This is a genomic window from Haloplanus aerogenes, from assembly GCF_003856835.1.
In the GTDB taxonomy this organism is placed as follows: domain Archaea; phylum Halobacteriota; class Halobacteria; order Halobacteriales; family Haloferacaceae; genus Haloplanus; species Haloplanus aerogenes.
Genome location: NZ_CP034145.1, coordinates 2148357 through 2168303 on the forward strand (window position 1 = coordinate 2148357; position 19947 = coordinate 2168303).

General features: G+C 66.9%; 25 protein-coding genes. 15 read left to right on the plus strand and 10 right to left on the minus strand.

Translation table 11 applies throughout. From position 1 onward, the window contains the following. The first annotated feature begins 103 nt into the window (after positions 1-103). Positions 104-1333, plus strand: coding sequence for an MFS transporter (locus DU502_RS10970; protein ID WP_121919398.1), 1230 nt, complete (start codon positions 104-106; stop codon positions 1331-1333). Here the strand turns inward: DU502_RS10970 and menE are convergent. From menE to DU502_RS10990, 4 genes are read right to left on the minus strand one after another with little or no spacing between them, the layout of a single operon-like run. Then, positions 1330-2838, minus strand: a complete 1509-nt coding sequence (menE, locus tag DU502_RS10975) for an o-succinylbenzoate--CoA ligase (protein ID WP_121919399.1) — start codon at positions 2836-2838, stop codon at positions 1330-1332. The two genes, DU502_RS10970 and menE, sit on opposite strands and share 4 nt — an antisense overlap. Next, positions 2838-3230 (minus strand): methylmalonyl-CoA epimerase, encoded by a 393-nt coding sequence (gene mce / locus DU502_RS10980; RefSeq protein ID WP_121919400.1) that lies wholly within the window; start codon positions 3228-3230, stop codon positions 2838-2840. The genes menE and mce overlap by 1 nt, the downstream gene beginning before the upstream one ends. 39 nt (positions 3231-3269) lie before the next feature. Next, positions 3270-3578 (minus strand): hypothetical protein, encoded by a 309-nt coding sequence (locus DU502_RS10985; protein ID WP_121919401.1) that lies wholly within the window; start codon positions 3576-3578, stop codon positions 3270-3272. Between the two features lie 53 nt (positions 3579-3631). Further along, entirely contained in the window at positions 3632-4867 is a 1236-nt protein-coding gene (locus tag DU502_RS10990; protein WP_121919402.1) for a mandelate racemase/muconate lactonizing enzyme family protein, read from the minus strand. 109 nt (positions 4868-4976) lie between these two features. On the opposite strand from DU502_RS10990, the gene DU502_RS10995 reads away from it, so the two are divergent. Further along, positions 4977-5414, plus strand: a complete 438-nt coding sequence (locus tag DU502_RS10995; protein WP_121919403.1) for a universal stress protein — start codon at positions 4977-4979, stop codon at positions 5412-5414. A gap of 49 nt (positions 5415-5463) precedes the next feature. After that, positions 5464-5613: a DUF7557 family protein gene (locus DU502_RS18295; RefSeq protein ID WP_166033669.1), complete on the plus strand. Its 150-nt coding sequence runs from the start codon at positions 5464-5466 to the stop codon at positions 5611-5613. Positions 5614-5631: 18 nt separating this feature from the next. Here DU502_RS18295 and DU502_RS11000 read toward each other — a convergent pair whose 3' ends face one another. The 3 genes from DU502_RS11000 to DU502_RS11010 all read right to left on the minus strand — a co-directional run bounded on the left by DU502_RS11000 (position 5632) and on the right by DU502_RS11010 (position 7483). Next, a complete protein-coding gene (locus DU502_RS11000) occupies positions 5632-6060 on the minus strand; it encodes a DUF2267 domain-containing protein (protein ID WP_121919404.1) in 429 nt (142 codons plus the stop codon). An 86-nt stretch (positions 6061-6146) separates the two neighbouring features. Further along, positions 6147-6566, minus strand: a complete 420-nt coding sequence (locus DU502_RS11005; RefSeq protein ID WP_121919405.1) for a CBS domain-containing protein — start codon at positions 6564-6566, stop codon at positions 6147-6149. A gap of 83 nt (positions 6567-6649) precedes the next feature. Beyond that, positions 6650-7483 (minus strand): universal stress protein, encoded by an 834-nt coding sequence (locus DU502_RS11010; protein WP_241966766.1) that lies wholly within the window; start codon positions 7481-7483, stop codon positions 6650-6652. Between the two features lie 124 nt (positions 7484-7607). On the opposite strand from DU502_RS11010, the gene DU502_RS18300 reads away from it, so the two are divergent. Next, on the plus strand, positions 7608-7760 hold the full coding sequence (locus DU502_RS18300) for a hypothetical protein (protein ID WP_158601134.1): 153 nt from the start codon (positions 7608-7610) through the stop codon (positions 7758-7760). Here the strand turns inward: DU502_RS18300 and DU502_RS11015 are convergent. Continuing rightward, positions 7757-9433: an acyl-CoA mutase large subunit family protein gene (locus DU502_RS11015; RefSeq protein WP_121919406.1), complete on the minus strand. Its 1677-nt coding sequence runs from the start codon at positions 9431-9433 to the stop codon at positions 7757-7759. The genes DU502_RS18300 and DU502_RS11015 overlap by 4 nt on opposite strands. A 126-nt stretch (positions 9434-9559) precedes the next feature. On the opposite strand from DU502_RS11015, the gene DU502_RS11020 reads away from it, so the two are divergent. The 8 genes from DU502_RS11020 (at position 9560) to DU502_RS11055 (ending at position 15744) form a co-directional block, all read left to right on the plus strand. Next, positions 9560-9928 carry an SHOCT domain-containing protein gene (locus DU502_RS11020; RefSeq protein WP_121919407.1) on the plus strand — a complete coding sequence of 123 codons (369 nt, stop codon included), beginning with the start codon at positions 9560-9562 and terminating at the stop codon, positions 9926-9928. A gap of 130 nt (positions 9929-10058) precedes the next feature. Next, positions 10059-12440: a methyl-accepting chemotaxis protein gene (locus tag DU502_RS11025; protein WP_121919408.1), complete on the plus strand. Its 2382-nt coding sequence runs from the start codon at positions 10059-10061 to the stop codon at positions 12438-12440. 72 nt (positions 12441-12512) lie between these two features. Then, positions 12513-13283: a creatininase family protein gene (locus DU502_RS11030; RefSeq protein WP_121919409.1), complete on the plus strand. Its 771-nt coding sequence runs from the start codon at positions 12513-12515 to the stop codon at positions 13281-13283. Positions 13284-13363: 80 nt separating this feature from the next. Continuing rightward, complete coding sequence (locus DU502_RS11035; RefSeq protein ID WP_199722669.1) at positions 13364-13873, plus strand: TspO/MBR family protein; 510 nt, start codon at positions 13364-13366, stop codon at positions 13871-13873. 83 nt (positions 13874-13956) lie between these two features. Continuing rightward, a complete protein-coding gene (locus DU502_RS11040; protein ID WP_121919410.1) occupies positions 13957-14355 on the plus strand; it encodes a nascent polypeptide-associated complex protein in 399 nt (132 codons plus the stop codon). Then, entirely contained in the window at positions 14352-15089 is a 738-nt protein-coding gene (locus DU502_RS11045; protein ID WP_121919411.1) for a methyltransferase domain-containing protein, read from the plus strand. The genes DU502_RS11040 and DU502_RS11045 overlap by 4 nt, the downstream gene beginning before the upstream one ends. 74 nt (positions 15090-15163) lie before the next feature. Continuing rightward, the gene (locus tag DU502_RS11050; RefSeq protein ID WP_121919412.1) at positions 15164-15397 is read left to right on the plus strand and encodes a hypothetical protein; all 234 of its coding nucleotides are present in this window, start codon (positions 15164-15166) and stop codon (positions 15395-15397) included. Further along, positions 15394-15744, plus strand: coding sequence for a hypothetical protein (locus DU502_RS11055; RefSeq protein WP_121919413.1), 351 nt, complete (start codon positions 15394-15396; stop codon positions 15742-15744). The genes DU502_RS11050 and DU502_RS11055 overlap by 4 nt, the downstream gene beginning before the upstream one ends. On the opposite strand, the gene DU502_RS18305 is transcribed toward DU502_RS11055, so the two are convergent. Then, on the minus strand, positions 15745-16326 hold the full coding sequence (locus DU502_RS18305; RefSeq protein WP_121919414.1) for a hypothetical protein: 582 nt from the start codon (positions 16324-16326) through the stop codon (positions 15745-15747). 207 nt (positions 16327-16533) lie between these two features. Then, complete coding sequence (locus DU502_RS11065) at positions 16534-16881, minus strand: OsmC family protein (RefSeq protein WP_199722659.1); 348 nt, start codon at positions 16879-16881, stop codon at positions 16534-16536. Between the two features lie 417 nt (positions 16882-17298). On the opposite strand from DU502_RS11065, the gene DU502_RS11070 reads away from it, so the two are divergent. The 3 genes from DU502_RS11070 (at position 17299) to DU502_RS11080 (ending at position 19781) form a co-directional block, all read left to right on the plus strand. Next, the gene (locus DU502_RS11070; RefSeq protein ID WP_121919494.1) at positions 17299-17763 is read left to right on the plus strand and encodes a YybH family protein; all 465 of its coding nucleotides are present in this window, start codon (positions 17299-17301) and stop codon (positions 17761-17763) included. 83 nt (positions 17764-17846) lie between these two features. After that, positions 17847-18104, plus strand: a complete 258-nt coding sequence (locus DU502_RS11075) for a DUF5789 family protein (protein ID WP_121919416.1) — start codon at positions 17847-17849, stop codon at positions 18102-18104. Between the two features lie 201 nt (positions 18105-18305). Then, entirely contained in the window at positions 18306-19781 is a 1476-nt protein-coding gene (locus DU502_RS11080) for a glutamate--cysteine ligase family protein (RefSeq protein WP_121919417.1), read from the plus strand. Positions 19782-19947 lie beyond the last annotated feature (166 nt).

Below are 19947 nucleotides of genomic sequence, written 5' to 3' on the forward strand. Positions count from 1 at the left end.
AAATATCTGTCGGCGCGACCCCGTCAGTCGCGCGCCGCGGGTCGCCGTCACACGGCCACCCGGAAACGAACCGTTGACGTGGTGGCGTTCCCGACCACCGAGCGTGTTCGGATCGACGCTCGACGCCGTCCGGGGATTCCGCCGCCCCGTCTACGCCGTCGCCGGCGGCCGCCTCATCAACGTCTTCGGCGCCGGTCTCGTCTACCCCTTCGCCAGCATCCACTTCCACCTGCAGATCGGACTGGCGCTCTCGGTCGTCGGCCTCGGCTTGCTGGCCAACAACGTCGCCACGGCGACGGGCACGGCCGTCGGCGGCTACCTCGCGGACCGCTACGGCCGCCGGCCGGTGATGGTCGGGAGCATGGTGCTGTCGGCGTTCACGTTGGCCGCCTACGCCCTCGTCACCACTGGCGCGGGCTTTATCGCCGTCGCGACCGCCGCCGGCCTGACGACCGGGCTGTACGCCCCGGCGAGTCAGGCGATGATCGCCGACCTGACCGATCCCGCGGAGCGCGAACGCGGCTACGGCCTCCTGAAAGTCGCTAGCAACGTCGGCTTCGGCTCCGGGTTCGTCGTCGGCGGCGTCCTCTACGAGTTCGCTAACACCGCCGTCTTCGTCGCCGACGGTCTCACCTCCGCCGTCGTCGCCGTCGTCCTCGTCGTCGCGCTCCCCCGGGTCCACGAGGGACGACCTGCGGCCACCCTCTCCGAGAGCGTCGGCGACTGGGGGCGGGCCATCTCTCGGCACCGCCTCGTCGCTCTCGCCCTCCTCAACGTCGGCTTCGCCGTCATGTACGCCCAGATGCAGGCGACGGTTCCCGTCGTCGCCAGCGAGACGCTGGGGCTGGATTCGGCCCAGATCGGGACGCTCTACGTGCTGAATCCGCTCGTCCTCGTCGTCTTCCAGATGCCCGTCCTCGGGATGATAGGGGACTGGCGGCGCACCCGCGGCCTGATCGCCTCCACGGCGTTCTGGGGCGTGAGCTTTCTCGCCGTCGTGCTGGTCGACTTCGTCCCCACCCTCCTCGGCGTGGGGCTGATCGGCGCCTTCCTCGTCCTGCGGACGGTGGGCGAAGTCCTCCACTCGCCGCTGGTCACGTCGCTCGCCAGCGACCTGGGCCACGCCGACGAACGCGGTTCGCGGCTCTCGCTGATCGAAATCGCCAAGCGACTCGGGATGGGCCTCGGCGCCGCCATCGGCGGTGCCTTCTTCGACTTCGGGTACGCGGACCTGCTCTGGCCGACGCTACTCGTCGGCTGTGTCGGTCTCGCGGTCGGCCTGCTAGCGCTCGAACGCCGGGTGTCACCCGCCGAGAACGGTGTGACGGGCTAGGCCAACCGCTCGCGCACCGCCGTCCGGTCGACCGTCCCCGAGTCAGTGCGGGGAATCTCGTCCGCGAAGCCGACCGTCCGCGGCACCTTGTACCCCGCGAGGCGTTCCCGGCAGTGGTCGTCGAGCGCCGATTCGAGTGCCGACGCCGAGCGTGCATCCTCCCGTGGCACGACCAGCGCGGCCACGCGCTCGCCCCACTCCTCGTCCGGCAGACCGACGACGGCCGTGTCGGCCACATCCGGATGGTCGCGGAGGGCGGCCGCGACTTCCGCGGGCGCGACGTTCTCACCGCCCGTGACGATCAGGTCGTCGGTGCGGCCGACGACCCAGAACAGCCCCCCTTCGTCGCGGTAGCCCACGTCGCCAGTGCGGAGGCCGTCGTCACCGAAGGCCTCGGCCGTCCGGTCGGCGTCGAGGTAGCCCGGCGACACCGTCGGCCCCGACACGACGAGTTCGCCCGTCTCGCCCGGCGGTCGCTCGTCGCCGTCGCCGTCGCGGACGGTGAGGTCGGTCCAGAACAGCGGCCGACCAACCGTCCCCGGATTCGTGCGCGCTTCCTCGGGCGTCGCCGTCGCGATTTGCGAGGCCGCTTCCGTCATGCCGTAGGTCGGGAAGACGGGCACCGAGCGCTCGGCACAGCGGTCGAGGAGAGCCTCGGTGGCGGGCGCTCCGCCGAGGAGGACCGTGCGGAGCGAGGGGGCGAGCGATCCGTCCGTCACATCCAGAATGCGGCCCAGTTGGGTCGGCACGAGCGAGGTGGCCGTCACGTCGTAGCGCTCCAGATCCGCGGCCACCGCGTCGGCGTCGAACGACTCCCGGAGGACGACCGTCATCCCGTAGAGCGGCATCCGGAAGACGGGGGTGAAGCCGCCGACGTGGTGGAGGGGGAGGGTGACGTGCCACGTTTCGCGGCGGTCGAACCCGAGGCGGAAGACGGAGGCGACGGCGCTCGCGAGGAGGTTTCGGAGCGTGAGACGGACGCCTTTCGGCGCGCCCGTCGTGCCCGAGGTGAAGGGCACGAGTACCGTCGCGTCCAGCGGCCAGTCGTGAGGGACGACGGCCTCCGGCATCTGGGCGTCGAGGGCGACGGCGCGGTCCGTCGTAGGATCGTCGACGGACGTGACGGGAACGGCGGCGTCACCGTCCGACGCGGCGTCGACGGCCGCGACGGCGTCGGCCTCCGTCGACGCGTCACAGACGATCGTCGTCACGTCCGCCCGGTCCAGTCGCGTGGCGAGTTCCGGCGGCGCGAGTGTCGGCCCCAGCGGAACGAGGACGGCACCGAGCCGAATCGCGGCGTGAATCACCCGGACTGCGGCCGGGCGGGTCGGGAGACAGACGCCGAGACGGTCGCCGGGGCGGACGCCGAGCGCCGAGAGGCGGCCGGCGACCCGTTCAATCGCTGCGTCGAGGTCGGCCACCGACCACCGCTCCTCGCGGTCGGCGTCGATCAGCGCCGTCTCGTCGGGCGTCACGCCCGCCCGGTAGGTGAACGGGTCGTACATCAGTGTTCGACGAATTCGACGAGGACGCCACCGGTCGATTTGGGGTGGAGGAAGGCCACCTCGTGTCCCCACGCGCCCGGTCGGGGCGTCTCGTCGACGAGGGCGACCCCGTGTTCCCGTGCCGTGTCGAGAGCGGCCGCCACGTCGGGCGTTTCGAGGGCGACGTGGTGGATGCCCGGCCCCTCGCGGTCGAGATACCGAGGGATCGCCCCCTCGCCCTCGTCGTCGAGCGGTTCGAGCAGTTCGAGATAGCCGTTGCCCAGATCGAGAAAGGTCACGTCGAGGCCGTCGAACGTCTCCCGGTGGGCGACCGGCGCGTCGAACAGCGTGCCGAACAGGTCGGCCAGCGTGTCGGCGTCGCGCGTGGCGATGCCGACGTGGTCGAAGCGCATGGCGCCCACTCGGGGATGCGCGGACAAATAGATGGCCGCCTACGACTCGTCGGCGTCGTCGTCTTCGTCCTCGTCGACCGCGAACGGCGAGTCGTCACGGTGGACGTACTCGATCCGACGCGCCTCGTCGGCGACTTCGCCCAGATAGTCCAGCGCGACGAAGTCGATACCGCCCTCGTGGTGGAGCTTGAACCGGTCGTCGATGAAGCCGAGGTACTCGGTCTCCCGCCCGATCGGCTCGATTTCGAGTACCCAGTCGGGACCGTGCTTGTTCAGCCAGTTCGCCAACTGGCCGCCCGTGATCGTCTCCGGCTCCAACTCCTCAGCTGAAGGTTCGCTCTCGCTCATCACCCGGAGAATGGACGGGGGTGACTAAACGTTGTTCCTCGCCTCGGCTCGAGTCACGCCGGGTCGAACAGCGTCTCCCCCTCGACCATGTGCGCCTCGACGGCGTCGAGGTCGAGCGTCAGACCGAGCCCCGGTTTCTCGGGGACGGACATGCGTCCGCCCTCGATCAGGTCGTCCTCCTCGACCAGATCCTCCCACCAGCCGAGCTGGTAGCTGTGGAACTCGACGGCGAGGGCGTTGGGGATGGTCGCCGCGACCTGTGCGCTCGCCATCGTCCCGACGGGCGAGGAGACGTTGTGCATCGCGATGGGGATGTAGTAGAGGTCGGCGTGGTTGGCGATCTTCTGCGTCTCGCGCATCCCACCGACCTTCGGCAGGTCGGGCGCGAGAATGTCGACTGCCTGCTCCTCGATGAGGCGGCGCTGGCCGTGGGTTCGGTAGACGTTCTCGCCGACGGTGACCGGCGTTGTCGACGACTGCGTGACCTCGCGCTGTACGTCGTGGTTCTCCGGCGGGACGGGGTCCTCGATCCACCACACGTCGTAGTCTTCCACCGCTGCGAGGAGCTGTTTCGCGCTCCCGGCGCTGTACGACCAGTGGCAGTCGAAGGCCACGTCGGCGCGGTCGCCGACCGTCTCGCAGACCTGCCGGACGATCTCGGCCTTGTGCTCGATCTCGGGGCCGCGCATGTGGCGGTTGGCACGGTCGACCTCGTGGCCCGAGGGCACGTCGAGGTCGAACTTCAGCGCGTCGTAGCCGAGGTCGGAGACGACGCGTTCGGCCTCCTCGGCGTTCGACGCCGGTTCGGACTCGTCGCCCGCGTGGCAGTCGCAGTACACCCGCACGTCGTCGCGGTACTTCCCGCCGAGGAGTTGGTACGCGGGCAGGTCGAGGAGCTTGCCGGCCACGTCGTGCAACGCGATTTCGATGCCCGAGATGGCCGAGATCACCTTGCCCGAAATCGACCCTTCGCCGGACATCTTCTGGATCAGATGTTCGTACAGGCGGTCGATGTCGAGGGGGTTCTCGCCGACGAGGAAGGGTGCCATCCGGTCGACGATGGCGGTGTCGCCGCCGCCCCAGTAGGCCTCGCCGTCGCCGACGACGCCGGCGTCGGTGTAGACGCGAACGAGCACCCAGGGGTAGTTGCCGTCGACCATCGTGGTCTGTACGTCGGTAATCTCGACATCGCGGGGACCGCGGTCGGCCGAGAGGCCCATCGTCTCGGCCGAGAGATCCCGCATCGTGTACTCCGCGTTGGGATCGTGGAGGGTTCGGTAGTTGGGCATACCTGTAGGCGCACGGCCCGACACCATCATAGTTGGCATCGTCGGGGCGGGGAGCAGTCGGTCCACTTTCCGCCTACCTTCAAGGGAACCGCCCCCGTCGGGACGGACGATGTACGAGACGATCCTCGTCCCGACGGACGGGAGTCCCGGGGCCGAGGCCGCGGCCGCCCACGCCGTCGCCCTCGCGAAGGCACACGGCGCGACCGTCCACGCACTCTACGTGGTCGACGTGCGCATGAGCCCCATCAGCGCCGACATGGACCACGACGAGGTCGTGGCACTGGTCGAGGAGTCGGACCGGAACCCGACGGCGGCGGTGCTCGACCGCGCCGAGGCGGCGGACGTGCCGGCGGTCGAGGCCATCCGCCTCGGCGTTCCCCACCGGTGTATCCGGGAGTACGCCGAGGCGGAAGGCGTCGACCTCGTCGTGATGGGCACCCACGGCCGGACCGGCATCCAGCACGCGCTGATCGGCAGCGTCACCGAACGGGTCGTTCGAACCCTCGACGTGCCCGTTCTGACGATCCATCCCGAACGCGGGGACTAGCTATTTCCATCGTGGCCGCGTTTGGGGAGGTACGGAGACGCCCACGCCCATGACCCACACGCTCGAAATCAGCGACGAACTCAAAGAACGGCTGGACAAACACCTCGAAGAGGACGAGACCCACGAAGAGTTCATCGAAGAACTGGTCTCGATGTACGAGACGGAAGGCACGTTCCTGCAGGAAGGCTACTCCGAGTAATCGGCTTCCGCTGCCGAGCTACTCCCCGCGCGCCTCGTCCCACCCGCCGGCGTCGACCAGCTGGAAGAGCTTACCCCAGTTCTCGTCGTCTTCGTCTTCCGGAAGCTGATCGCGCAGTTGCTGGAAATCGGAGGCTGGCACCTGCGAGTGCATCAGGTCGACGACGACCTGTGCGTGGTACGCGGCGTCGGCGGCGTCGGCGTTCTCGATGTCGCTGACGCGGGCAACGAACTCCCGCCAGTCGAAGCGCTGGCCGTGTTCGTGGACGGCACCGGTCAGGTACCAGCGAATCTCCATCGGGAGCGAGGCGGCGAGGTCCTCGGCGGCGCCGGCCGGAATGCGTTGTCCGAGCGTCGACAGCGTCGCGCGGATGGCGCGAACCGTCTCGCCGGTGCCGGGGAGTTCGAGGCGATGCTGGATCGTACCGGTGAACTCGTCGAAGTCCATGGGTAGAAATGTCGGCGAATATTCATCAATGTCGGCGGGGATTCCTACGGCGTGAGAACGAGGGGTTGCGCCGGGCCGACACGCGTTCAGTAGGGTGGCGACTCGGCGCCGATGACGCCGGCGAGGTTCCCCAGTTCCGCGGTCAGGAGGACGATCAGGTCGTCGAGGGTCACGATGCCGACGAGTTCGCCGTCGTCAGTGACCGGCATCCGCCGAACTTCGTGGTCACACATCGTGGTACAGAGGTCGAACACGCCGGTATCGTCGTCGACCGTCACCGGGTCGGGCGTCATCGCCGACTCCGCGGTCAGCGTCGACGGGTCCTCCCCGCCGGCCGCGACGCGAACGGCGATGTCCCGGTCGGTCACGAGGCCGACCGGCGTGCCGTCCGCGACGACGACGACGCTCCCGACGTTCTCGTCTCGCATCACGGCCGCCACCTTGTCGACGGGCGTTTCCGGGGCTGTCGTTACGACGTCCGTCCGCATCAGGTCGTCGAGGGACATGGTGATCTCACCACTCGAAAGTTGTTGTCTTATTGATAATATTGTGAGGATGATTCTCACCCGCCGAGAACGGACGACGCCGCTCAGGTCCGCTCGTGGTCGTCGAGCGTGAGCACCGGGCGGTCGCTGAGGCGGACGACCCGTTCGGTAACGCTACCGAGGAGGTAGCGGTCGAACCCGGTCCGGCCGTGGGTCCCCATCACGACGAGATCGACGTCCTCCGACTCGGCGTAGTCCACGATGGCGCGGTACGGGGACCCGCTCAGGACCGACGCCTGCACGCTCGATACGTCCTCGGCACGGTCGATGACCGATTCCAGCGCGTGCTGACCGGCCTGCTGGAGTTCCTCGATGAGGGCGCCCGACTCGTCGACCGGGAGGACGCCGAGGTCGACGACGTGGACGACGTGGAGCGACGCGCCGGTCGCTTCCGCGAGGGCGACGGCGTGGGCGGCCGCGGCCTCCGAACAGTCGCTCCCGTCGGTCGGGACGAGGATCGTCTCCAGATCCTCGTCGACGACCGTCTCCTCGTGGACGGTAACGACCGGGACCGGCGACTCCCGGAGCGTCCGCTCCGCGACGCTGCCGAGGATATAGCGGCCGAGGCCGGTCCGACCGTGGGTTCCCATGACGATACAGTCGACGCCGTGGTCGTCGGCGTAGTCGAGGATCGCACGATAAACTGGCCCGTCGGCATCGACGACGGCCGTCGTGGCGGCGACATCGGCGGTCGCCGCCTGTTCCGCGACTGCCGTCGTCGCTATCTCCCCACCCTCGTCGGCTTCGTCCTCCCGGACGTACAGCGCGTGTACGTCGGCGCCGAACCGATCGGCGAGGGCGATGGCCTGCGTGGCCGCGACCCCTGCTACCCCGCTTCCGTCGGTCGGCACAAGTATCGTGTCGTACATCGGACTCATGTGTTAGAAATTCGAACCGTGGGGGAATAAAGACGCGTCGTCGCTCCCACGGGTCGGGAGGCCCGTTTGTCGGGCGCACCACAATCTATAAGAGCCGACAGTAGGTATAATGTAATGAAAGACCATGAACAAAGGAGAGGGGACGGGCTGCCCGCTGTGTGCCCGGGCAGTCGAGGGACGCACCGAACTCCGGATTCACCTGATGGTCGAACACCGGAAGAGTACGGTTATCGACGAGTACGTCGAGCGATTGGGGCAGCAGGTCGTGGCGCCCTAACGGCCGGGCTGATACTCACCGAACTCGTCGCGAAGCACGTTCGCGATCTCGCCGACGGTGGCGTACGTTTTGACGGCGTCGACGATGGGAGGAAGCAAGTTATCGTCACCACGGGCCGTTTCACGGAGAGCGGCGAGCGCGGCGTCGACCGCCTCGTCGTCGCGTTCGGCACGAACGGTTTCGAGGTGGTCGATCTGTCGGCGTTCGTCTTCCTCGGTCACTTCCTCCAGATCGACTTCGGGGTCCTCGTCGACCCGGTACTCGTTGACGCCGACGATGATCCGTTCACCCTCCTCGATCTCCTGCTGGCGGTCGAAAGCCACGTCCTGAATCTGGCCCTGCACCCACTGGGATTTCACCGCGTCGAGCATCCCGCCACGCTGGTCGATCTCCTCCAAGATCCCGAACGCCTCCTGCTCTAGCTCGTCGGTCAGCGACTCGACGTAGTAACTCCCAGCTAGCGGGTCGATGGTGTCGGCCGCGCCTGATTCGTGGGCGAGGATCTGTTGGGTGCGGAGCGCGGTGCGGACGCTCTGCTCGGTCGGCAGGGAGAGCGCTTCGTCCTTGCCGTTGGTGTGGAGGCTCTGGGTGCCGCCCAACACGGCGGCGAGCGCCTGATACGCCACCCGGACGACGTTGTTCTCGATCTGCTGAGCGGTGAGCGTCGAGCCGCCGGTCTGGGCGTGGAACTTGAGCTGTTTGGATTTGGGGTTCTCGGCGCCGAACCGTTCTTCCATGATCTGCGCCCACATCCGCCGGGCGGCGCGGAACTTCGCCACCTCCTCGAAGATGTTGTTGTGAGCGTTGAAGAAAAAGGAGAGCTGCGGGGCGAACTCGTCCACGTCGAGGCCGGCGTCGAGGGCGGCGTTCACGTACTCGATACCGTCCCCCAGGGTGAAGGCGATTTCCTGGGCCGCCGTGGAGCCGGCCTCGCGGATGTGGTAGCCCGAGATGGAGATGGTGTTGAACTTCGGCGTCTCCGCGGCGCAGAACTCGAAGATGTCCGTGATCAGGCGCATGGAGGGCTCGGGCGGGTAGATGTAGAGGTTGCGCGCGATGTACTCCTTCATGATGTCGTTCTGGATGGTACCCCGGAGTTCGGACCGGGGAACGCCCTGCTGATCGCCGATGGCGACGTACATCGCGAGCAGAATGGCCGCGGGGGCGTTGATCGTCATGCTGGTCGACACCTCGTCCAGCGGGATGCCGTCGAACACCGTCTCCATGTCCCGGAGGGAGTCGATGGCGACGCCCGACTTCCCGACTTCGCCCGCGGCCATCGTCGCGTCGGAGTCGTAGCCCATCTGCGTCGGCAGGTCGAACGCCATCGACAGGCCGGTCTGCCCCTCGTCGAGCAGGTAGTTGAAGCGCTCGTTGGTCTCCGCGGCCGTCCCCATGCCCGCGTACTGGCGCATCGTCCACAGGCGGCCACGGTGCATCGTCGAGTAGACGCCCCGAGTGTACGGCTCCTCACCCGGGAAGCCGATATCCTCGCGGTAGTCCAGGTCGGTCACGTCGGCGGGGGTGTAGAGCGGATCGACCGCCTGCCCTCCGGTGTCGGTGGTGAACGTGTCCTTTCGTTCCCCGAACCGATCCACGGTCGGCCCGTACGTCTCGGCCTCCCACTCGGCCTTGGCCTCGCGGATCGCGTCGAGGTCGTCGGGGTCGAACATAGACGGTCGGAGGAGCGCCGCAGACTTAAGTGTTCGAACCTGCCGTACGCGTCCGATTCCCGGGTCTCGGGAACCAGCGAAGACGGTATCGTCTCGGACGACCATTCTCTAACTGAGGTGAGCACGATGACTATCATATCCACACTCTCCACCCTACTCGCACAGTGGCAGCCCGGCCCTCACGGCCCCCACGGTCCCGGACCGCACGGCCCCCACTGGGGCGGGGGCGGTCACCACTGGGGTGCCGGCCCCGGTCCCGGAACCGGCATGGGCGGCGTCGGCTTCGGTCTCGGCATGGGTGGCTGGTGGCTCGTGCTTCTGCTCGCGCTCCTCGCTCTCGGCATCGTCGCCGCGGCGCTCTACCTGAGAGCCCACGAGGGCGAGGGCGGCGAGGACGGGGCACTGACCGTCCTCCGCGAACGGTACGCCGCCGGCGACCTCGACGAGGAGGAGTTCGAGCGCCGTCGGGAGCGCCTGACCGGTGGGACGGGCTGAAGCCGAACGCTCACCGTTCTCTCGTTTGATAATCGCAACCTGCTCTCTTTATACCAGTCGTCAAATCGGGCCATATGTCGAGCCATAGGAGACGAGGGTGTTGTTCGGAACCCACAGTGGGGGGACGTGTATGAAATTCCTGCCGTCGTTCGTTCGTGATAGTTATCTGAAACAGTTCGCGGCTATCGTCGCAATCGTGTTGGTCGTCGTGGCCGGCGCCGGGTTCTTCTTCCAAGGCGAGGTGACCGAAGAACTCCGCCACGAGCGACAGAACGAACTGCGGACGATTGCCGAACTGGAGGCCGACGCAGTCAGCGATTGGCTGAACCGCAACAGCGAGAAGACGCGCTTGCTCTCCGAGTTCGGAGCGGTGCGCTCCGGCGACCGGGAGCGCATCGATTCGACGCTCGACCACGAACTCGAACAGTTCGAGTCGACGCGAGCGATTCACTACGTCGACCTCGACTCCCGACAGATCGTCGAGAGCACCAGCGACGACCGCGTGGGGACGACGGTGCCCGAAGTGACGTGGGCGCACGGATCGTTCCGGATGGACGATCCCTCGGCCGTCGCGATCACCGAGGGGTACCGACAGGACGGCACCGAAGTGATCGCGTTCCTCAGCCGGATCGAGGGAACGGATCGGGCGATCATGCTGACTGCGAACGCCCGGGAGCGCGCCGACAAGTTCCGAACCCCGACCGAGTCGAGTTTCACACAGGTGGTCGACAGTCACGGCGTCGTCGAGTTCGCCCAGAACGAGGAGGCGGCGCTCGAACCGTATCAGCACGGTGACGGACACATCCAGAAGGCGCAGAACGGCGAGACGGGCGTGATGGATATGCCCGGAAAGGATCTTGTCGTCGGCTACGCACCGGTCGAGGGCGCCGACTGGGTCGTCGTCACGCACCTGCCGCGGTCGGAGGCGTACGCGCTGGCCGGCATCGTCACGCGCGATTTCCTGTCGCTCATCGGCATCTCGCTCGCCGGCTTCCTCCTGATCGGCCTGACGCTCGGCCGCGATACGGTGACCGTGCTGGATCGCCTCACCGAGGACGCACAGTCCATCGCACAGGGGAACCTCGACGTCGAAGTCGAATCGTCCGACCGCGAGGACGAGATCGGTGAGATGACGGCCGCGTTCGCCGAGATGCAGGACTACCTCTCGACGGTCGCGGCGCAGGCCGAAGCGGTCGCGGAGCAACGGTTCGACGCACCGGTACTCGATCAGGAGGTGCCGGGCGCGTTTGGCGAAACCATCGACCGCATGAGCGACGACGTGGAGCGCGCACAACGCGAGGCCAAGGAGGCAAAGCAGAACGCCGAAGCGGCACGCCGAGAGGTCGAAGACCTGAACGACGATCTGGAGGCCACGGCCGAAACGTTCGGTGAGACGATGGCGGCGGCCGCCGACGGCGACCTGACCCAGCGGATGGACACGGACAGTCGGAGTGCGGCGATGGAGACCATCGCCGAGTCGTTCAACGACATGATGGCGGAGATGGAGGGGACCCTGAGCCGGATTCGGTCGTTCGCCGACGAGGTGGCGACCGCGAGCCAGCAGGTGACCGCGAGCACCGAGGAAGTTCGGAGCGCGAGCGCCGAGGTCAGCGAGTCGATTCAGGAGGTGTCGGCAGGGGCCGAACGACAGGACGAACGGCTCACGGAGATTTCGGGCGAGATGCAGAGCCTCTCGGGCGCTATCGAGGAAGTGGCGTCGTCGGCCGACGAAGTGGCGTCGACCGCCGACCGTGCCGCCGAGATCAGCGAGTCCGGGAGCGACGCGGCCGCGGATGCTATCGACGAACTGGCGCAGATCGAAGCCCGTACCGACGAAACGGTCGACGAGGTCGTGTCGCTGGCCGAGGAGATCGACGAGATCAGCGAGATCGTCGAGTTGATCGCGGATATCGCCGAGCAGACCAACATGCTGGCGCTGAACGCCTCCATCGAGGCCGCCCGCGCCGACGTGGACGGCGACGGCTTCGCCGTCGTCGCGGACGAGATCAAGTCACTCGCCAGCGAAGCCGCCGACGCCACCGAACGGATCGACCGCCGGATCGCGGACGTGCAGGCGTCCGCGAACGGGGCCGTCGACGACATGCAGGCGATGGGCGAGGGCGTCGAACACGGCGCCGAAACCATCGACGAGGCGCTCACCTCCCTCGACGAGGTGGCCGACCACGTCGAGGATCTTCACACGGGTGTGCGTGAGATCAGCGAGGCGACGGACGATCAGGCCGCCTCGACCGGCGACGTGGTCTCGATGCTCGACGAAGTCGAACGCGTCGCCGACCGGTCGAGCGCGGAGGCGGCGAACGTCTCCGCCGCCGCGGAGGAACAGACATCGACGCTCGCGGACGTTTCCCAGAGCGCACAGGCGCTCACGGAACAAGCCGACTCGCTTCAGGAACTACTCGATCAGTTCACGGCCGACGCCCGGACGGTCTCGACGGACGCGACTGGAGCGACCGACGCACGCGCGTCGACGGACGGCGGCCTCGACGGCTGAACGCGGCGGCCACCCGCTGTTCTCACCGCGAGTGATACGATTGAAGGGCATGCCCCCCCGAACACGGGTAGGATGTACATCGCAGACGAGACGTGGCCCGAACTGGGCGACTACTTTTCCGACGAATCGCTGGCGCTCGTGCCTCTCGGCTCCACCGAACAGCACGGCCCTCACCTCCCACTCGCGACCGACCACCTGATCGCCGAAGCGTTCGCCCGCGAGGCCGCGGAGCGAACCGGCTACCTCTGTACCCCGACGATCAACGTCGGCGTCAGCCCCCACCACCGGCAGTTCAACGGAACGATGTGGGTCGACGCCCCGCAGTTCCGCGACTACGTCGAGTCGTTCACCCGCAACCTCACCTACCACGGCATCGACCGCGTCATCTACGTCAACGCCCACGGCGGGAACATAGAGCATCTGCGCGAGGTGGGCCGTCGCCTCCGCGACGACGAAGAACTCTACGCCATCGAGTGGATGTGGAACGACAGCATCCCCGAACTCGTCGACGACCTGTTCGCCCAGAACGGCCCCCACGGCGGGCCGAAAGAGACGGCCATGATCCAGCACCTCCACCCGCACCTCGTCCGCGACGACCAACTGGCGGCCGCCCGCGACGGCGGCGTCCCCGACGTGGAAGCTGCGGAGACGATCAAATACGGCTCGCGCACCTTCTACGACGCCGCCGACAACACGGAAAACGGCGTCCTCGGCGACCAGACGGACGCCACCGCGGAGAAGGGCGCCCGGATGTTCGAGGAAGCGACCGACCAGCTCTGCCAGCTCTGTGAGTGGCTGGCCGACCAGCGGTTCGAGAATCTGATGCCGAAACCGCACGTGTAGCGGTCACCGGCGCAGCGAACGCTGCACCGCCGTGTGCGATACGGCTATATGTCAATGAATACTACAGTCGGGCAGTGTCGATCCTGACCACGCTCCGTCGCCTGCCCGACAGACGCCCGCGACTCTCGCTGGTTCTCGCCGTCATCGCGGTGGAACTCGTCGGCGCGTCGGGCGCCGTCTTCACCGCCCGCGGCCTCACCCCGTGGTACGGCACGCTCCAGCGACCGGCGCTCGCGCCGCCGAACTGGGTGTTCGGGCCGGTCTGGACGGTGCTGTTCGCGCTCATGGGTATCGCGGTGTGGCTGGTCTGGCGGCGACTGCACGGGTCGGCGGCCGACCGCCGCGCCCGGGTCGCACTCGCCGTCTTCGCGATCCACTTCGTCGCCAACCTCGCGTGGTCGGCCGCCTTCTTCGGCCTCCAGTCGGTCGACCTTGGCCTGGCCGTGATCCTCGTCCTCCTGGCGTTGATCCTGCTCACGATCCGAGCGTTCGCCTGGGTCGACCGCCGGGCGGCGCTCTTGCTGGTGCCGTACCTCCTCTGGGTGTGTTTCGCGGCCTACCTCAACTACCGGTTCTGGGTGTTGAACTGAACGGTCGGCCGTACGTCGATAGTACGACCGCACGACGCCGCCCCTTCGCCATCCTTTTGGCCTCGCACCCCCACCCACGAGCTATGTTTGGTGGCGGCGGCATGAACCCGCGAAAGATGAAACAGATGATGAAACAGATGGGCATCGACGTGACCGAACTCGATGCCGAGGAGGTCGTCATCCGGACGGCCGACGAGGAACTCGTCTTCTCCGACGTGCAAGTGACGCGCATGGACGCGCAGGGTCAGGAGACGTACCAGGTCGTCGGCGAGCCCGAGGTTCGGGAGGCCGGTGAGGCAGCTGGCGCCGTCGAATCGGCTGACGAGGCCGACGAGGCCGACGAGAGTGGCGACGACGACGCCATCCCCGAGGACGACGTGGAACTCGTCGCGACCCGTGCTGGCGCGAGCAAGTCGGACGCGCGCGAGGCCCTCGAAGCCGAGGACGGCGACCTGGCGGCGGCCATCGCCCGACTGGAGTGACGCCGACGTTCCTGCTGGTCCACGGCGACCGGGAGTATCTCCGGGCGCCCGGCGAGGAACTCCAGACCGACCTCGGCGTGTTGACGGTCCCCGACGACGCCGAACCCGGCGACCGACTGGAGACGCATCTGGGCGACGAGTTCGTCGTCCGCGACCCACGCGGCCCAGACCTGTTCGACCACTTCGAACGGACGGGCGCGCCGATGATGCCTCGAGATATCGGACTCGTCGTCGGCTTCACCGGCGCGGCGGCGGGTGACCGCGTCCTCGATGCGGGGACCGGCACCGGCGTCCTCGCGGCCTACCTCGGTCGCCTCGACGCAGACGTGGTGACCTACGAGCGCGACGCGGAGTTCGCCGAGGTGGCCCGGGAGAACATGCGGCTCGCGGGCGTCGCGGAGACGGTGGACGTGCGGACGGGCGACGTACTGGAGTCGATGGGGACACTCGTCGACGGGCCGGGGTTCGACATCCTCACCCTCGATACGGAGGACGCGCCAGCCGTGGTCCGCCGAGCGCCCGACCTCCTCGTGAGCGGCGGCTTCGTCGTCGTCTACTCGCCGTTCGTCGAGGGGTCGCGCGCGGCCGTCGAGGCCGCCGCGGACGCGGGGCTGACCGACGTGACGACTCACGAGACGATTCAGCGGCGGATGAAATTCGACGACCGAGGGTCGCGCCCCGACACCCGGGGCGTCGGCCACACGGGGTATCTCACCGTCGCGCGGTGGGAGTAGGCGCCGTCGGCGTCGCTCCCACGCACCGGGAGCCCGACCGACTGTATAAGTGCGTGGCTTCCGAATCGACATTCATGAGTCGGGAGCGCGGCGCGGACATCGACGACGTGCGGACGTGGCCCGAACTGGCGGTCGGTCTCTACGAACGCCTCACGGGTCGTGGCGCCGAAATCACCTACGAGTTCGACGACCTGGAGATACGGGTGCCGGACCGGATGGGACCGGACGCCGACCACGCCCGCTGGCGACTCGACGGCACGGTTCGCATCAGGACCCGCGAACGCGTCGGCGACGGCGACGACGAGTGACTGACCTCGACCGGGCGCTGGATATCGACGCCGATCTGACTCTCACCGTCGACGAGGCGACAGTATCGATCCGGGGGTACGGCGACCTCGTCGTCGTCGCCGCGCCGTCGCTCGCGGTGTTGCGGACGCTGATCGACGGCGGCCCGCCCCTCCCCGACCGGTCGCATCTCGTCGCAGGCCTGCGCGACGCGGACGTGACCCTCGACGTGCGGGTGCGCGGCCGGAGCGTCGCGCGGGCGGGGCCCGGATACGACCCCGGACCACTCTCCCGCGCCCTCGGCGTCGCCCCTGCCCGTATCAGCCTCGGCGGCCTCCTTCTCGCGGCGCTGACCGAGTGGCGGGCGTGATCACGCAATTCCGCGGAGCAACGCGAACAGGTCCGACCGGAACGCCGACGGATCGAGGCAGTCGCGGAGCGCGTCGGCCGTCTCGTCGTCGGTCGCGTCGACGACGCCGGTCGGGTAGGCGCCGCCGGCCAGCCGAAACGCCCGATCCGGCGCCCACACCGCGAGCCAGCCGTCGACCGAGAGCGTGACGCTGTCCACGGGACAGCGAGAGTCGTAGCCGAACAGGCGGGCCTCGTGGTCGCCGATCCGGAGCATGCGGCGCTCGACGCGGTCGACGGCGTCGAATCCGCGGTCGCCAAGGCGGTTGGCGAAGCCGCGACTCGCCTGCGCGGCGACGAGGCCCCGGAGCGCGCCAGTCACCGGCGGCTGGGGCGTGAGTTCGAGTCGGGCGGCGAGGAAGAACCGCCAGCTTCGGTCGACGCCGGCCCGTTCGCGGATGCGCGCTCGGAGGTAGTCGTCCTCGTAGCGCAGGAGTCGTGCGGTGACGGTGACGCCGGCAGCCGAGAAGAGCGTCTCCGTCGTGTCGTCGGCGCGGCGCCAGTCCGTGAGCAGGTCGTCGGGGACCGACGGCGGGTCGACCATCTCGCCTACACTGACTCGGCGGCGGCTAAATATGTTGGTCCGACAGCGAGGGACCGGCGACGCGTCGGGGAATAGGAGTTATCGGCGCCGTTGAAATACTCAGTTACTGGTCGGGTGGTGAATACAGAGCGCGTATTCATCACGGGCAGAGCCGAAAGCGGAGTCGGCTCACCCCATCCGGCTAGCCACGTGCAACTCCCGATCAGTTCAATCGAGTGTAACGTTGAGTCCAGTCTCGTGTTCGACGTTGTCAGTGACCGGACACCGCTCTTTGACGGCCGAAAGCCAAGCGTCGAGGTCAGCGTCGCCCTCCGTCTCAACCGAGAGGGATACGTCTAGTCCTTGCAGACCGGGACGGTCCTCGGAGTCCTTGCCCAGATACATCGCGTAGTTCACGTCACCCTCGACCGTTGCCTCGAGTGACACGATGTCGATATCCATGTCGCGGGCGACCATCGTCCCGGTCGAGTTGAGACAGCCCAGAACGGATCCGAGGAGATACTCGACGGGATTCACGTCGTGTCCGACGACGAACTCCCCGTCTTCAGTCGTCACTCGGGTCCGGTGCGGACTGACACGCGAAGCACTGACTTCGTAGTGTGTTAGTTTGGAATTACCCATACGAGTGTTTCGCTGCTGAATGCAGTATAGTTTGGGACCGACCGGTCCCCCTTCGAGCAAACCGCTGCGGGAACACCTGCCGCAAGAGCTGCGTGAATCCACTGGCTTCGGCGTGCCGAGACCATCGGCGGCGTCCACCTGCTCATCGCCGACTCCGCTTTTATAACTGTCAGACCAGTACCACCGAAGTCGAACAGTTGCGAGCGATGTTGCGGCATACATAGCGCATATTCAGCACGCCTCCCGGCTGGTCGGTCGTGTGTAATTCATTCATTGGTAACACCACCGCAGCGTGAAAATGCTACCAGTTCACACGTCTGGGCGTCCTCTGTGAGTATGGAGAGCCAGCACATGAATCAATCACGTACCGAAGCAGACGAGCCCTCGAAGACAACCGCTGAAGAGGACGTCCGAGCTGCATCTGACCAGTTCTACAGTGCACTAGAAGAGATGATGAACGGGGATGCCGGTCCCATGGCGGAGATCTGGTCACACGAGGGCGACGTGACGGCCACGACCGAACTCGGTGGACGGGAGGAGGGCTGGGACGCCATCAGTGGGTCTATGGAGGGAGTCGCGGCAGCGTGTACGGATGGCACGGCCACCCGCACGGACCAGCTCATCCGCGTCACCGGTGACCTTGCATACGAACTCTGCACCGAGTCGCTGTCGGCGACCTTAGCGGGTGAACCGATCACCTGGGAGCACCGGGCGACGAACATCTATCGGAAGGAGGACGGCAAGTGGAAGATCGTCCACCAGCACGCCGACCGCAACCCCGAACTCGCCGAGAAAGTGGCAGACATGGATGCCTGAGCGACCGACGAACGTGCGGCGTCCAGATTCGACGGCGAGTCCACCCTCAAAAAATAGCATGTCCGACCACCCAAAAATCTCCAATGGCACGTAAAATTAGATTCGGTGACATTTCGACCTTGCTCGGAGACGTCAAATACCCCCTCGAACGAACTGCTGCAGCAGAAGAGTTCGCGGATGTCACGCTGGTGTTAGCCGATGGCGAGGCAGACCTCGGCAACCTAATTTCGGAGACCACCAATGAGACGTTCGACTCCGCTGCTGATATTGAGACGGCACTCCACAACGTGCTTCCACGCAGGGCTGTCGGTGAACCCTACCAATCAGACGGAGACGCATAACACGGGACCAGACAGCGACCACACCGCCAGCGACGCGCGACTCTGCTGAATCCACGCTCTGTATCGGTCACGCCGATACTGACAGTTGCCCGGTAGCTCGAGAAGGTGCTGCGAGATACACCGCGCGTATTCAGCAGAAGGAGAGTCCTACTGAATACGCGGACCGAGGGTTCATGTGCTAACGAGTACCAAAGTAGTTTGATGGACTCCCTGGCGCTCGTCCGGGCCACCCGCCGAGAGGAGGTCCACGAGGAGTTCGAACGGCGGATGACCGACCAAGCCGCGCGGCTGCGCGAAGCATTCGCTGACGGGCGGTTCGACGGAGGGTACACCCTCGGGCTCGAGTTGGAGGGCATCGCTGTCGACGGTGAGGAACGAATAGCCGCGGTTCCCGAACCCGCGTTCGGCACGGTCTGTGAACGCGAACTCGGCCGGCACAACGCCGAGTTGAACACGCCAGCGACGGAGTTCACTCCAGAGGGTATCGACGAGCAAGTCGCCGCCATCACCGAGCGGATCGACCGTGTGAACCGGGCGTTCAGGGACGCGGGTCGTCGGTTCGTCACCGACGGGATGTGGACGATTCCGCCACGAGGTGGCTCGCTCGCGTACCTGACCGCGGTGGACCGCGACGACGACGTTGTGATCCCGCCGAACATGGCACCGGAGCCACGGTACTACGCCCTCAACGCCGACATCATGGCCCACGGACCGGTCGAACTCGACGTGTTCGGCTGTCGACGCACGTTCCCCACTATCCTGGTCGAATCCCTGGCCACGTCGATGCAGATACACCTCCAGATGCCAACCTGCGAATTTCCGAACTACTTCAACGTCGCGCTCCGGACCCTCGGGCCGGTCCTCGCGCTGTCGACGAACGCCCCCTTCCTGCCACCGGATCTCTACGATGTGGATGATCCCGAGGTGGTGCTCGATGGTCCCGTCGAACACCGACTCCCCGTATTCGAAGCGATGAACGTGGGCGATCCGGGGAAGGTCCGGTTCCCACGGGATATCGAATCTCCCGTCGACGTCGTCGAGCGAGTGGTCGACGACCGCCGGTGTGCGCCGTACCTCCGCGAGTGGACCACGGACGCCCCTCGAGAGGGATTCGTCGACGAGTTCTGGGAGTTCTTGCACGGACAGGGAACGTGCTGGCGGTGGGTGCGCCCCGTCCTCGGACCCGAGGGACCACGCATCGAGTACCGCCCGCTGGCGTCCCAACCGGGAGTCGATGACGTGGTCGGGTTGCAGGCGCTGGTCGTCGGCGTGATTCACGGCGTCGTCGCGACTGACCACCCGCTGCCCTCCCTGCCGTGGTCCGCGGCAAAGGAGTCGCTGTACGCCGCGGCGCGTGATGGCCTCGACGCCGATCTGGCGTGGGTCATCCGCGACGGCGACCGGACTACCGACCTCACCGTAATCTACGACGAAGTGTTCGAGCTGGCCCGCCGTGGACTCGAGGACCGCGGACTCGAACCGGCCCACATCGACGAGTTACTCGGGCCCGTCGCGGCCCGGTGGGATGCCCGGACGACCCCCAGCACGTGGAAACGGCGGCAGGTCCGCGACCGGATCGAGGCGGGCGAGGACCTCTCGGACGCGATAACCGGGATGCAACGCGAGTACATCCGACGAGCCGAGGCGACCGATTCCTTCGCCGAGTGGCTCGAATGACCGGTCGCCGTCCCGGGAGGCTTACGTCATCGATGTGAGCGAGAGTACCTGACTCTGTAACCCACACCGGTATCGCCCTGCTGAATCTACTCCCTATATTCAGCACGCCACATCTATCAAATTCTGAGGGATTCTACAGAGCCGAGTTATCGCAACTGTGGATAGA

Bases quoted from the DNA above. Each gene is read 5' to 3' on its own strand.
- DU502_RS11010 (WP_241966766.1), bottom strand. From the start codon at position 7,483: ATGAGTCCGATGTACGACACGATACTTGTGCCGACCGACGGAAGCGGG.
- DU502_RS11080 (WP_121919417.1), top strand. From the start codon at position 18,306: ATGGACTCCCTGGCGCTCGTCCGGGCCACCCGCCGAGAGGAGGTCCAC.
- DU502_RS11005 (WP_121919405.1), bottom strand. From the start codon at position 6,566: ATGTCCCTCGACGACCTGATGCGGACGGACGTCGTAACGACAGCCCCG.
- DU502_RS11070 (WP_121919494.1), top strand. From the start codon at position 17,299: ATGAATCAATCACGTACCGAAGCAGACGAGCCCTCGAAGACAACCGCT.
- DU502_RS18305 (WP_121919414.1), bottom strand. From the start codon at position 16,326: ATGGTCGACCCGCCGTCGGTCCCCGACGACCTGCTCACGGACTGGCGC.
- DU502_RS18300 (WP_158601134.1), top strand. From the start codon at position 7,608: ATGAACAAAGGAGAGGGGACGGGCTGCCCGCTGTGTGCCCGGGCAGTC.
- mce (WP_121919400.1), bottom strand. From the start codon at position 3,230: ATGCGCTTCGACCACGTCGGCATCGCCACGCGCGACGCCGACACGCTG.
- DU502_RS11000 (WP_121919404.1), bottom strand. From the start codon at position 6,060: ATGGACTTCGACGAGTTCACCGGTACGATCCAGCATCGCCTCGAACTC.
- DU502_RS11040 (WP_121919410.1), top strand. From the start codon at position 13,957: ATGTTTGGTGGCGGCGGCATGAACCCGCGAAAGATGAAACAGATGATG.
- DU502_RS10995 (WP_121919403.1), top strand. From the start codon at position 4,977: ATGTACGAGACGATCCTCGTCCCGACGGACGGGAGTCCCGGGGCCGAG.
- DU502_RS11020 (WP_121919407.1), top strand. From the start codon at position 9,560: ATGACTATCATATCCACACTCTCCACCCTACTCGCACAGTGGCAGCCC.
- DU502_RS10985 (WP_121919401.1), bottom strand. From the start codon at position 3,578: ATGAGCGAGAGCGAACCTTCAGCTGAGGAGTTGGAGCCGGAGACGATC.
- DU502_RS10990 (WP_121919402.1), bottom strand. From the start codon at position 4,867: ATGCCCAACTACCGAACCCTCCACGATCCCAACGCGGAGTACACGATG.
- DU502_RS11025 (WP_121919408.1), top strand. From the start codon at position 10,059: ATGAAATTCCTGCCGTCGTTCGTTCGTGATAGTTATCTGAAACAGTTC.
- DU502_RS11015 (WP_121919406.1), bottom strand. From the start codon at position 9,433: ATGTTCGACCCCGACGACCTCGACGCGATCCGCGAGGCCAAGGCCGAG.
- DU502_RS11050 (WP_121919412.1), top strand. From the start codon at position 15,164: ATGAGTCGGGAGCGCGGCGCGGACATCGACGACGTGCGGACGTGGCCC.
- menE (WP_121919399.1), bottom strand. From the start codon at position 2,838: ATGTACGACCCGTTCACCTACCGGGCGGGCGTGACGCCCGACGAGACG.
- DU502_RS18295 (WP_166033669.1), top strand. From the start codon at position 5,464: ATGACCCACACGCTCGAAATCAGCGACGAACTCAAAGAACGGCTGGAC.
- DU502_RS11075 (WP_121919416.1), top strand. From the start codon at position 17,847: ATGGCACGTAAAATTAGATTCGGTGACATTTCGACCTTGCTCGGAGAC.
- DU502_RS11030 (WP_121919409.1), top strand. From the start codon at position 12,513: ATGTACATCGCAGACGAGACGTGGCCCGAACTGGGCGACTACTTTTCC.